This window comes from Curtobacterium sp. MCBD17_013 (assembly GCF_003234565.1).
GTDB lineage: Bacteria > Actinomycetota > Actinomycetes > Actinomycetales > Microbacteriaceae > Curtobacterium.
On sequence record NZ_QKTU01000023.1, the window covers coordinates 16,444 to 28,153 of the forward strand.

Consider the following 11,710-nt stretch of genomic DNA (forward strand, 5'->3'; position numbering starts at 1 on the left):
GGGCGCCCCGGTCGCCGACGCGCCGACGATCCCCGGGCCCGCTCCCGCTGGCGCCGCGGGCGGCCCGTCCGCGGGCGGCCGAGGGGTCCCGGCTCCCGACACCGTGCAGGACGCCGCCGCGACGCCCGACAAGGAGCAGCCGTACGAGGCCCTCGGGCTCACGGCCGACGAGTACGCCCGGATCCGCGAGATCCTCGGCCGCCGCCCCACCTCGGGCGAGCTCGCCATGTACTCGGTGATGTGGAGCGAGCACTGCTCGTACAAGTCGTCGAAGAACTACCTGCGGCAGTTCGGCCGGAAGGTCACGCCGGAGATGACCAAGCGGCTCATGGTCGGCATGGGCGAGAACGCCGGCGTCGTCGACGTCGGCAACGGCTACGCCGTCACGTTCAAGGTCGAGTCCCACAACCACCCGTCCTACGTCGAGCCGTACCAGGGCGCGGCCACGGGCGTCGGCGGCATCGTCCGCGACATCATCTCGATGGGGGCCCGCCCGGTGGCGGTCATGGACCAGCTCCGGTTCGGCGCCATCGACGCCGAGGACACCGCGCGCGTCGTGCACGGCGTCGTCGGGGGCATCTCGTTCTACGGCAACTGCCTGGGCCTGCCGAACATCGGCGGCGAGACCTACTTCGACCCGATCTACCAGGGGAACCCCCTGGTGAACGCGCTCGCGATCGGGGTCCTCAAGCACGAGGACCTGCACCTGGCGAACGCGTCGGGCACCGGCAACAAGATCGTCCTGTTCGGCGCCCGAACAGGAGGCGACGGCATCGGTGGCGCGTCGATCCTCGCCTCCGACACGTTCACCGAGGGCGGCCCGACCAAGCGGCCCGCGGTCCAGGTCGGCGACCCGTTCGCCGAGAAGGTCCTGATCGAGTGCTGCCTCGAGCTGTTCCGCGCTGACCTCGTCGAGGGCATCCAGGACCTCGGCGCGGCCGGCATCTCGTGCGCGACCTCCGAGCTCGCCTCGAACGGCGACGGCGGCATGCACATCTCGCTCGACGACGTGCTGCTCCGCGACCCCACGCTCACGGCCGAGGAGATCCTCATGTCGGAGAGCCAGGAGCGCATGATGGCCGTCGTCCGGCCGGACAAGCTCGACGCGTTCCTCGCGGTCACCGCCAAGTGGGACGTCGAGACGAGCGTCCTCGGCGAGGTCACCAGCACCGGCCGCCTGGTCATCGACTGGCAGGGGCAGGAGATCGTCAACGTCGACCCCCGCACCGTGGCGGTGGACGGCCCCGTGTACGACCGGCCCGTCGCCTACCCGACCTGGATCGACGCGGTGCAAGAGGACAGCGCGGCCTCGCTCGACCGTCCGTTCGAGGGCGAGGACCTCCGCACCCAGTTCCTGCAGGTGCTCGGTTCGCCGAACATGGCGGACAAGCGCTGGGTGACGAACCAGTACGACACGTACGTCCTCGGGAACACGGCACTGTCGTTCCCCGACGACGGCGGCATGATCCGCGTCGACGAGGAGACCGGCCTCGGCGTGGCGATCGCCACGGACGCCAACGGCCGCTACTGCTACCTCGACCCCAAGGAGGGCGCCCGTCTCGCCCTCGCCGAGGCCTACCGCAACGTCGCGACGACGGGTGCGGTGCCCGCCGCGGTGACCGACTGCCTGAACTTCGGCTCCCCGGAGAACCCCGAGGTGATGTGGCAGTTCTCGCAGGCGGTCGAGGGCCTCGCCGACGGCTGCATGGAGCTCGGGATCCCCGTCACGGGCGGCAACGTGTCGTTCTACAACCAGACCGGCACGACGCCGATCCACCCGACCCCCGTGGTCGGTGTCCTCGGGATCATCGACGACGTCGCCAAGCGGGTGCCGTCGGGCTGGCAGGACGACGGCCACAACGTCTACCTGCTCGGTCGGACCTCGCTCGAGCTCGACGGCTCGGCCTGGGCCGGCAGCGTGCACGGGCACCTCGGCGGGCGTCCGCCGGCGGTCGACCTCGACCAGGAGAAGGCCCTCGCGGACCTCCTGCACGCCGCGGCCGACGAGCAGCTGCTGACGAGCGCGCACGACCTCGCCGACGGCGGGCTCGCGCAGTCGCTCGCCGAGTCCGTGCTGCGGTTCGGCATCGGCGCGCGGGTCGTGCTCGACGAGCTCGAGGACCGCGACGGCATCGACCTCGCCACCGCACTGTTCTCGGAGTCGACCGGCCGCGTGCTCGTCACCGTCCGGCGCGAGGACGACGTCCGGTTCCAGGGACTCTGCGACGGCCGCGGGTACCCGGTGCTCCGCATCGGCGTGACCGACGCCGAGTCGCGGGCGCTCGAGCTCCAGGGCGCCTTCACCGTGCCGCTCGCCGAGCTCCGTCGCACCCACGGCAGCACCCTGCCCGAGCGGTTCGGTGCCGTGGTCGAGGAGACCGTCACCGAGGGGACGCTCGGCTGACGATGACGGTCGTCACCCTGCCGACCGCGGAGATGCTCGACCTGTTCGGGCCCGCGCCCGACGGCGTCACGCTCGAGGTGTGGGACATCGAGTCGCCCCACCCCCGGCCGTCCTCCGTCAGCGGCGTGCTCATCCCGGCGTACTTCCGCGGCGGTCACCGCTGGCAGTACGTGCACGACCTGCCCGGGCTCGAGCTCCTGCAGCTCCCGAGCGCGGGGTACGAGTGGGCGCTCCCCCACGTGCCCGGACACGCCACGCTCGCGAACGGCCGCGGGATCCACGACGACGAGACCGCCGAACTCGCCGTCGGCCTGGCGTTGACCTCGCTCCGGAACCTCGACGTGCACACGCTCGAGCGCACCCGGCAGGAGTGGACCGTTCGGCTCGGGCGCTCGCTCGCGGAACGGCGGGTGCTCGTGGTCGGGTACGGCTCCATCGGCCGCGAGATCGCCGCGCGGTTCGAGGCGTTCAAGTCCCACGTCACCGTCGTGGCCCGCGCCGCTCGCGAGCAGGACGGCCGGCAGGTGCACGCGTTCACCGAGCTCCCGACGCTCGTGGCGACGGCCGACGTGGTCGTGCTCATCACCCCGCTCACCGACACGACGGCCGGGCTGATGTCCGCCGAACTGCTCGCCGCCATGCCCGACGGCGCCCTGCTCGTCAACGTCGCCCGCGGTGGGGTCGTCGACACCGAGGCGCTCGTGGCCGAGTTGTCGTCCGGGCGCCTGTCCGCGGCGCTCGACGTCACCGACCCGGAGCCACTGCCCGCGGGGCACCCGCTCTGGACGACGCCGAACACCGTGTTGACGCCGCACGTCGGAGGGAACACGGGTTTGAGCGTGCCGCGGACGGTGGACCTCATGCGGCGGCAGGTGGCGGCCCTGGCGGCCGGGCGGCCGCTCGCGAACGTGGTCCAGCCCGAGGGGGCGGGCTCCCCCACGGTCTGACCCCGCCCACCGATCCCGTTCCGCCTGTCTTCGACGGTCCGGGCGTGGCCTGTGGACACGGCGCCCACGGACACGGCGCCCCGGGCTGCCCGACCCTCGGCTCAGGCGATGGGCACGATGCAGGTCGGGGTCCCAACGGGGACGACCGCGACGGGGACACCCGGGATGCCGTCCTGGTCGAGCGGCAGGACCGCGACGCCGTCGGACCGCTCGTTCGCGACGAGGAGGAACCCGCCGACGCGGGCGAAGTGCCGCGGCCACGATCCGCCGCACGGGACCTCCGCCAGGCGTCGCAGCCCCTGTGCGGCATCGAGCACGCAGATGGTGTCGCGCCCGCGAGCCGCCACGTACACGCGACCGGCGTCGTCGACCTCGATGTGGGACAGCAGCGTCTCGCCGACGGGCCCGTCGAACGCGGGTGCACTCTCGATGTCGTGCAGGACGCCGTCGGCATCGGCCTGGAGGCGGTGCACCCGTCCGTCGAGCTCCCCGCTGACGAGCAGGTGGTCGCCCCACCACGCCATGTGCCGGGGCCCCGTCCCGGCGGGCAGGGCGTGTTGACGGACGTGGTCGATGACGGGGGCGCCGTCATCGTCGACACCGATGCGGTACTCGTGGATCGCGTCCCCGCCGAGGTCCGAGACCAGGACGGTGCCGTTGCGGCCCGCGACGACCTGGTGCGCGTGCGGCTGCTCCTGCCGAGTCACGACCGGCCCCGAGCCGTGCGGGAGGTCGGTGCCGGTCGTCGAGAGGACCGGGGCTCCCGCCCGGGTCTCCGCGCCGTGCTCGTACGCGACCGTCCCGTCGTGGAGGACCGACTCGGCGTGCACGTCCGCTGGTTCGAGTGCGACCGCACCGACGCTGCCCGAGGAGTAGTTCGCGAGCAGCAGGACCCCGGACGGATCGACGTGCGCGTGGCAGGGGTCTGCACCGTGGCTCGGGGCATCCCAACGGTGCTCGAGGGTGGCGTCGTGACGGCGGAACGCATGCACGCTGCCCTCCGCCGCTTCGGACACGGCGAACACGCTGTCGCCGGACTGCACGAGGAACGAGGGGTTGTCGACGACGGCGATGGTCCGCGCCGCCAGGTCACCCGCGGTGTCCGCCTCGACCAGGGAGATCCCCGTCGCGTTCCCACCCCGGGATGCCGTGTACCCGCCGACGAGGAACCGCAGCGCGGCGAGTCCCTGCCCCGCCCCGTCCGCGGTGTCCGTCACTCGTCGCCCACCGCGATGCGCTCGTGGTGGTGGATCACCTCGGCGATGATGAAGTTGAGGAACTTCTCGGCGAAGGCGGGGTCGAGGTGCGACTCCGCCGCGAGCGACCGCAGCCGCGCGACCTGGACCTGCTCGCGCTCCGGGTCCGCTGGCGGCATACCGGCCGCGGCCTTCAGGTACCCCACCCGCTGCGTGTACTTGAACCGCTCCGCGAGCATGTGCACGACGGCCGCGTCGATGTTGTCGATGCTCTGCCGGATCGCCGCGAGCTCGTCGACCGCGGAGCGCTCGTACGGCGAGGCCGAGCGGGTTCCTCGGGTGTCGGTGGTGGTCCCGGAGGGCTGATCGGCGGCGGTCATGCGACGAGCCTAACGGCGGCCACCACCACGGGTCGCTGTGTGACAGCGGCTGTGGAGAGCACTCACATGTGGATCACGCCTGCGAGCTCGACGAGGGACGGCACGGCGAACTCCGCGCGTTCGAACACCGCCGGCCAGGGCGCCCCGGTGCGGTCGACGAACGCCGTCCGGAGCCCGGCCCGCCGAGCACCGTGCAGGTCCCAGGGGTGCACCGCGGCGAGCACGGCGTCGCCCGGTTCGACCCCGAGCGACGCGAGCCCCCGCCGGTAGGCGTCCGGGTGGGGCTTCATGACGCCCGTGTCCTCGACGCCGATGTGCCGCTCGACCAGGTCCGCGACCCCGGCTCGCTCGACCAGTGCCCGTGCGTTGGCTCCCGCCCCGTTCGACAGCGTCACGATCCGGTGCCCGGCTGCGGCGAGCGCGGTGATCCCCGCTGCGACGTCGTCGTGCGGCGGGAGCTCGGCGAACGCTCCGAGGATCGCGTCAGCCGCATCCGCCGGCTCGTCGAGCAGACCCTCGACGTGTGCCAGGAGCCCGAGCAGCACGGGGCGTCCGACCTCGGCGAACGAACGGGACTCGCCCACCATCGTCAGGGCGAAGCCGTCGCGCAGGGTGGCGGCGAACCAGGTCTGCGCGAGGGCACCGGCAGCCCGCTCGGCCTCGAAGGCCGGGGTGAGCGCCGACAGGTCGGAGAGGGTCTCGTTGACGTCGAGCACGATGACGGGTCGGTCCATGTCGGTGACGCTACGCGCCAGGACGGGCGCGCCGGGGCCTCCCGGCTGACCCTGGGGACGACGGCGGTGCGGTCGGCGCTGTGGAGGGGAGGATGCCGGACACGGCCCTCCTGCCCGCCTAGGCTCGGCAGCGCCCGGCGTCGGCCGGGACCGGCGCGGGCCGGGAGGCACGGGAACGGAGTCGAGGATGGCAACGATCGTCAGCGCCACGTGGATCGCGATCGAGGGACACGAGGGGACGGTCGCCGAGTCCCTGCAGAGCCTCGTGGAGGCCACGCACGCGGAGCCGGGCAACCTCGTGTACGAGGTCTACGTCGACGACGCCGAGCCGCGCGTGTTCCGGATCTTCGAGAAGTACGTCGACGACGACGCGTTCCAGGCACACATCGACTCGCCCCACTTCTCGGAGTACGGCACGCTGGGAGCGATCCCCCATCTGGAGGGCCGGGAGCGGCGGACGTTCCGCGCACTCTGATCGGGGGTTCCCCCACACACCCCGCTGACACCACTGCCGTCCACACCACTCCCGGGCGTGGTCCGGGCAGCTCCCCGCTCCTGGGACAATGGTTCCCATGTCGATCGTGCTCGGGATCTCGTGTGTGTTCGCCGTCCTCGCCGGACTGGTGCACGTCTACATCTTCTTCCTCGAATCCGTCGCCTGGACGAGCCCGCGCACGCGTCAGGTGTTCGGCATCGCGGACGAGGCCGAGGCGCGATCAACCCGGACACTGGCGTTCAACCAGGGCTTCTACAACCTCTTCCTGGCGATCGGGGCGGTGCTCGGGGTCGTCCTCGTCGTCACGGGCAGCAGCGCGACCGGGTGGGCTCTCGTCGTCTTCGCGTGCGCGTGCATGGTCGGCGCATCGGTGATCCTCGGAGCCACCGGTCGCCGCTACCGCAACTCCGCGCTGGTGCAGGGGTCGTTCCCGCTGATCGCGCTCGTGTTCGCGTTCATCGGGTCGTTCTTCGCGTCCTGAGCCGCGCCTCCCGGCCGCACCGCGTGGCGGGCCCCGCTCACTCCCGGGTCGCCTCGATCACCACGTTGTCGACGGAGCGGCGGCCGTCCGGTCGCTGGAGGCACGTGATCACGACGAGTCGGCCCGGCACGTCCCTCCAGACCGACGACGTCGACGCGAGCCGACCCTTCGGCACGACGCGCGCCGTGCTGACGCGGTACTCGACACCGCCGACGCTGATGACCGTTCCGGGGGCCACCGAAGCGCGCCGCCGAGCGACGTCGATCAAGAAGTTCCCCGGCGCGAGGCCGCCGTTGCGGAGGGAGTGCATGACCACGAAGACCGTGCCGCGGTCCCCCTCGGCGAGAGACGCCCCGAGACCGTCCACGACGTAGGCGGACGTGAACCCGGGCGGGGTGATGACCCCGCCGGCGGCGGCGAGCCGTGCGAGGGGCACGTCGAGATCGAGGGACCTGACGATGAACCGGGAGCCGGCCCGTTCCTCCTGCCCGGCCACGGTTCCGGCCCCGGTCATGGCTCCGGCCCCGGTCGCGGGCCGGGTCGCGATCGGACCCTCCGGGTCGAGCTGCACGGCGTTGCCGCGCATGTCCACCACCGTTCCGGCCGCTGAGGGTCCGGCGTCCAGGAAGTACCCGCCCACGCCACCGGCGATCATGAGCACGGCGAGGGCGCCGGCCGCGAGGAGCACCCGCGGCCGGCGCCGGCCCGTCCGACGTCTCCGTCGCGCGGGATCCGCCTGCGGATCGGTCACCGCTGGCGACGCCGGAGGACCGTGAACAGCACCACACCGGCGAGCGCCGTGCCTCCGGCACCGAGGAGCACCGTCCACCAGCGCGCGCCCGCCCCGGGCTCGGCGACCGTGCCCCCGGTGTGCACCGCCGGGCCGGTCACCGGTTCGTCCGGCGCGGCCTCCGCGCCGGGCTCGGGCTCGGGAGGCGCGACCGCCGTGGTCGTCGTGCATCCTGCGTCGGTCACGCATGCACCGCCCGGAGCACTCGGGGTGACGACGTTCACGAGCGAACGGTCGCCGGTGTCGGGATCGTCGACGGTCACCGAGTACGAGACCGTCGTCGTCTCGCCCACCCCGAGCGCCCCGGACCAGGCGAGGGTGGCGTCCGACACCGTCGCGCCGTGGTCCGCGTCCCGGTCGTAGGTCGCGTCGTCGAGGACCGCCGACAAGTCGTCCTCGAAGGACGCCGGGTCCTCGTCCGTGAACGCGACGGCCCCGGTGTTCTCCACCGTGACGGTGTAGGTGACGACGTCCCCTGGATCCGCGTGGTCGGTGTCGGCCGTCTTCTGCATGGAGTACGAGCGGACCGGGACCCGCACGACGCACGTCGGGTCCTGCAGGTCGGAGCGGCAGTTGCTGTGGGGCGCGACGACGGTGTTGGTCAGGACGTCGTCGGCATCACTCGCGGCACGGTCACCGACGGTGACGGAGTAGGTGAACGCCTCGGAGGCGCCGGCGGCGAGCGGGCCGCTCCACGTCAACTCCGGCTCGCGGTAGGTGACGTCGTCCGGGAGGGTGTCGACGGTCGCGTCGTCGAGCACCCCCGACAGGTCGTCGACGAACGTCGCCGGGTGTGCCGCGGTGTAGTCCGCGGTACCGGTGTTCCGCATCGTCACGGTGTAGGTGACCGTCCCTCCCGGCGTGACGACGTCGACGTCGGCGGTCTTGCTCACCGCCAGGGAGCGCACCTTCGTGGTCGTGGCGCACCCTGCCGTCCCACAGGACCCCCCTGCGGCCGTCGGTCGGACGGAGTTCACGAGCTCGTGATCGCCCGTGTCCGGGTCGTGGACGGCCACCGAGTAGGTGATGGTCTTCGTCCGCCCCACGGCCAGGGCCCCCGACCAGGAGAGGGTGTTCCCGGACATCGTCGCGCCGTCCGGAGTGTCGCCCTGGTGGTCGGCGTCGTCGAACACGCCGGAGAGGTCGTCGGTGAACGAGGCCGGGTTCCCGGCCGTGTAGTCGACCTTGCCGGTGTTCGACACCCGAACGGTGTAGGTCACGACGTCGCCCGGGTCCGCGGCGGACACAGACGCTCGTTTCTCGACGGTGTAGGCGGCGGCGCGGGAGTGGGCCGTGCAGTCCGGGTCCGGGTGTGTGGTCGTGCAGTTCGCGCCCGGAGCAGTGCCGACGACGGTGTTGTCGAGCCGGCCGTCACCGCCACCACCCGGATCACCGACGAGGACGGAGTACGTCACGGTGACCTTCGCCCCCACCGCCAACGGCCCCGACCACCGCAGCCCGGGCTCGTCGTACGCCACGGCACCGCCGGACGCCGTCGCGTCCCGGCCGTACGCGGCGTCGTCGAGGACCTGGGCGAGGTCGTCCTCGAACGACGCCGGATGCGCGTCCGTGTACGGGGCCGCGCCCGTGTTCTCGACCGTGATGGTGTAGCGGACGGTCGATCCCGCGACGACGTCGGAACGGTCCGCCGTCTTCGTCAGGACGTACGACCGGACCGGCGTCGTCGTGGCGCACCCGGCCGCTCCGCAGGTCCCGCCCGGGGACGACGGGGCGACCACGTTGCGGAGTCGGTGATCACCCTGGTCGGGATCGTCCACCGTGACCGAGTACGTGATCGTGCGGGTCGCACCGGCCGCGAGCGCGCCCGACCAGGAGAGCGTCTTCCCGGTGACGACCGCACCACCGGACGCGTCGTCGCGGTATCTGGCGTCGTCGAGGACACCCGTCAGGTCGTCCGTGAACGACGCGGGGTCCTCCGACGTGTAGTCGACGTTCCCCGTGTTGGCCACCGTGATCGTGTACGACACGCGGTCCCCCGGCTGTGCGACCGTCGCTGAGGCGGACTTGGTCACCGTGTAGCTCCGGGCGCTGTTGGTGACCGTGCACGTGATGTCGTCACCGGCCGCCGGGGTCACGCGTTGGACGGTGCCGCCGCCCGACGGCAACCGCGTCGGGCTCTCGGGATTCGCGTTGGTGCAGGTCCACTGCTGCGCGTACCCGGACAGGTCGGTGCCCGTGCCCGTGGTGGCGGTCTCGGAGAGCGTGAACGCGCCTCCACGGCTGTCCGGGAGGACCGTGGTCGACCCCGTCGTCGAGGTGTCGGCACCCCCGGTCGTCGCGGATGCCAGGACGGTCCCCTGCGGTGACGTGATCGCCGTGTCGAACGAGTCGGACGGACTCGAGCGCCCGTCGACCGCCTTCCGCAGGGTCAACCTCGACGTGACGAACGCGAACGCGACAGCCTCCGCGCCGCTGCGGTTGGTCTCGCTCAGGACGGCCTCGATCGACGTCGGTTCGTTCGCCTGGAGCACGAGCGCACCGAACGGTCCTCTGCCCCCCTCGCACCGGACCGCGGTCGATCCGATCCCGGTCACGCCCCCGCTGCATGCGGGTCGCGCCGGATCCGGGACGTCGAGGCGACCGAGCGGAACGTCCGACGCGAAGTCGATCCGTTCGTGGGTCTCCGAGGTCTCCGCATCGGCGGCGACCATGCCCCATCCTGTGACCGGCGTCCCCGACGCGTCCTCGACGTGCATGTCGCTCAATGCGAAGCGCGCCCCGACGTTCCGCGCGTCGTCGAACCCGAGTGCCGGTCGACCTGGGATGCCCCGGTAGATCTGCGTCCCGATGTACGCCTGTTTGTACGTCGGTGTGCTCGCAGCACGCGTGGTGCCGGCACGGTACCCGCTCGGCGTCGCGGTCCTGATGGTGTATCGCAGGACGTAACCGCCGGGGAGCCGGGCGCTCATCGTCTGGCCGGTCGCGGAGCGCGCCTGACCCTCGTCGTACGAGGACATGTCCAACCAGCACAGATTGGACGCTTCAGTCCCTCCACTGCCGTACCCGCAGCCCGTGGGCGAATCCGAGACGGTGCGGGCTTCGGCGACGGGCGCGAGGACGCCGGTGGCGAGGGCGGTGCTCGCGGTGAGGACGGCGGCTGCGAGAGCCGCGATCCGCCTCCGGATGGGTGCGCCGCCGGGGCGGTTCCTGTGGTGTTGCGTGTGCATCGGGGCAGCGTGGGCCTTCCACCACCGCGGACCGCGGCGACCGCGGTCGGGTGGACGTCATGAACGGGAGGCGTTCACTCTGACGTCCACGGGCGGCGGCGATCGGCCATCCCTCGCGGCACACGGGGGTCGTGGCCGGTCACGTCACCCGTCGCATGACCTGGGGGCGACGCGGGATCCTCGAGCACCTCGTCCCACACCGGGCCGCGACCGCGGGCTCGGGCTCGGGCTCGGGCCCGGGCACGGGCACGGGCACGACCCGGGCCCTGGTTACGGCTCGGGCGCTGGTTACGGCTCGGGCGCTGAGCAGCCCGGTGCTCAGGCGTCGGCGGCGAGCTGTGCGGCGGCCTGCCCCCACCACTCCTCGACGGCGCGGATGCTCTGCTCCTCGGAGATGTCCGGGCGGCGGCTGAGCAGTGCCCAGCGGTGTCCGAACGGGTCGATGATCGACGCGAAGCGATCGCCGGACACGAAGTCACTCGGGGCCTCGCGCCCGTCGGCGCCTGCTGCGACCGCCCTGGCGTAGACGGTGTCGACGTCCGCCACGTAGAGGACGGTCGAGCTGCTGACGCCGTCGCCGCCCTTCTGCGGCGGGGTCAGTCCCATCGCCGGCATCGGGTCGGACAGCTGCAGTCGCCCGGTCCCGAAGTCGAGCTCCGCCTGCCCCACGAACGGTTCGCCGCCCTGGGTGGCGGGAGCGTCGAGGCGGTAGACGACCTCGGCGCCGAAGACATCGACGTAGAACGCGATCGCCTCGGCCGCGGGGTGCACGACGAGGAACGGGGTCAGGCTGGTGTAGCCGGCGGGGCGGAAGGCGCTGTCATCGGTCATGTCGCTCATCCAACTCCCGGCCGCGGAGCACTGCTCGGACGGCGTCGTGTCCACAGACGACCGAACTCGTGTCGTCCGACAGTGGTTCCGTCGTCACATGCGCACGCAGTATCTGCGGACGTATGAAGCGACGTTCCCGTTGTCGGACGACGCGCGCAGTGTCGGGAACAGGCGGTCTCCGAAGGAGGGCGGGGGCGAGGCCGAGGGCCCGGGGCGGGGGCGAGGGCCTAGGGCGGGTCAGCAGAGCTTCGCCGCGAACTGGT

10 protein-coding genes are annotated in these 11,710 nt (G+C 72.3%); 4 read left to right on the plus strand and 6 right to left on the minus strand.

Annotation, left to right across the window (positions count from 1 at the left end; translation table 11 throughout):
- Window positions 1-103: 103 nt before the first annotated feature.
- On the plus strand, window positions 104-2,404 hold the full coding sequence (purL, locus tag DEI81_RS15100; RefSeq protein WP_111011566.1) for a phosphoribosylformylglycinamidine synthase subunit PurL: 2,301 nt from the start codon (window positions 104-106) through the stop codon (window positions 2,402-2,404).
- Window positions 2,405-2,406: 2 nt separating this feature from the next.
- Entirely contained in the window at window positions 2,407-3,351 is a 945-nt protein-coding gene (locus DEI81_RS15105) for a 2-hydroxyacid dehydrogenase (RefSeq protein WP_111011555.1), read from the plus strand.
- Window positions 3,352-3,452: 101 nt separating this feature from the next.
- On the opposite strand, the gene DEI81_RS15110 is transcribed toward DEI81_RS15105, so the two are convergent.
- The 3 genes from DEI81_RS15110 to DEI81_RS15120 all read right to left on the minus strand — a co-directional run bounded on the left by DEI81_RS15110 (window position 3,453) and on the right by DEI81_RS15120 (window position 5,661).
- Window positions 3,453-4,568 (minus strand): beta-propeller fold lactonase family protein, encoded by a 1,116-nt coding sequence (locus tag DEI81_RS15110; protein WP_111011556.1) that lies wholly within the window; start codon window positions 4,566-4,568, stop codon window positions 3,453-3,455.
- Window positions 4,565-4,927, minus strand: coding sequence for a chorismate mutase (locus DEI81_RS15115; RefSeq protein WP_111011557.1), 363 nt, complete (start codon window positions 4,925-4,927; stop codon window positions 4,565-4,567). Before DEI81_RS15115 ends, DEI81_RS15110 begins: the two co-directional genes overlap by 4 nt.
- Before the next feature lie 62 nt (window positions 4,928-4,989).
- A complete protein-coding gene (locus DEI81_RS15120; RefSeq protein ID WP_111011558.1) occupies window positions 4,990-5,661 on the minus strand; it encodes a haloacid dehalogenase type II in 672 nt (223 codons plus the stop codon).
- A gap of 187 nt (window positions 5,662-5,848) precedes the next feature.
- Between DEI81_RS15120 and DEI81_RS15125 the strand changes: the two genes are divergently transcribed.
- A complete protein-coding gene (locus DEI81_RS15125; RefSeq protein ID WP_111011559.1) occupies window positions 5,849-6,136 on the plus strand; it encodes a putative quinol monooxygenase in 288 nt (95 codons plus the stop codon).
- Between the two features lie 97 nt (window positions 6,137-6,233).
- The gene (locus DEI81_RS15130; RefSeq protein WP_181434616.1) at window positions 6,234-6,638 is read left to right on the plus strand and encodes a DUF1304 domain-containing protein; all 405 of its coding nucleotides are present in this window, start codon (window positions 6,234-6,236) and stop codon (window positions 6,636-6,638) included.
- A 37-nt stretch (window positions 6,639-6,675) separates the two neighbouring features.
- Here the strand turns inward: DEI81_RS15130 and DEI81_RS15135 are convergent, their stop codons facing one another.
- The 3 genes from DEI81_RS15135 to DEI81_RS15145 all read right to left on the minus strand — a co-directional run bounded on the left by DEI81_RS15135 (window position 6,676) and on the right by DEI81_RS15145 (window position 11,447).
- Window positions 6,676-7,326, minus strand: a complete 651-nt coding sequence (locus DEI81_RS15135; protein WP_258368782.1) for a class F sortase — start codon at window positions 7,324-7,326, stop codon at window positions 6,676-6,678.
- A gap of 59 nt (window positions 7,327-7,385) precedes the next feature.
- Window positions 7,386-10,406 (minus strand): DUF11 domain-containing protein, encoded by a 3,021-nt coding sequence (locus tag DEI81_RS15140; protein ID WP_111011561.1) that lies wholly within the window; start codon window positions 10,404-10,406, stop codon window positions 7,386-7,388.
- Between the two features lie 528 nt (window positions 10,407-10,934).
- A complete protein-coding gene (locus DEI81_RS15145; RefSeq protein WP_111011568.1) occupies window positions 10,935-11,447 on the minus strand; it encodes a VOC family protein in 513 nt (170 codons plus the stop codon).
- Window positions 11,448-11,710: the final 263 nt, after the last annotated feature.

Excerpts from the sequence above, each read along its gene's own strand:
- DEI81_RS15120 (WP_111011558.1), bottom strand. The coding sequence starts at position 5,661 with ATGGACCGACCCGTCATCGTGCTCGACGTCAACGAGACCCTCTCCGAC.
- DEI81_RS15125 (WP_111011559.1), top strand. The coding sequence starts at position 5,849 with ATGGCAACGATCGTCAGCGCCACGTGGATCGCGATCGAGGGACACGAG.
- DEI81_RS15130 (WP_181434616.1), top strand. The coding sequence starts at position 6,234 with ATGTCGATCGTGCTCGGGATCTCGTGTGTGTTCGCCGTCCTCGCCGGA.
- DEI81_RS15140 (WP_111011561.1), bottom strand. The coding sequence starts at position 10,406 with ATGTCCTCGTACGACGAGGGTCAGGCGCGCTCCGCGACCGGCCAGACG.
- DEI81_RS15105 (WP_111011555.1), top strand. The coding sequence starts at position 2,407 with ATGACGGTCGTCACCCTGCCGACCGCGGAGATGCTCGACCTGTTCGGG.
- DEI81_RS15145 (WP_111011568.1), bottom strand. The coding sequence starts at position 11,447 with ATGACCGATGACAGCGCCTTCCGCCCCGCCGGCTACACCAGCCTGACC.
- DEI81_RS15115 (WP_111011557.1), bottom strand. The coding sequence starts at position 4,927 with ATGACCGCCGCCGATCAGCCCTCCGGGACCACCACCGACACCCGAGGA.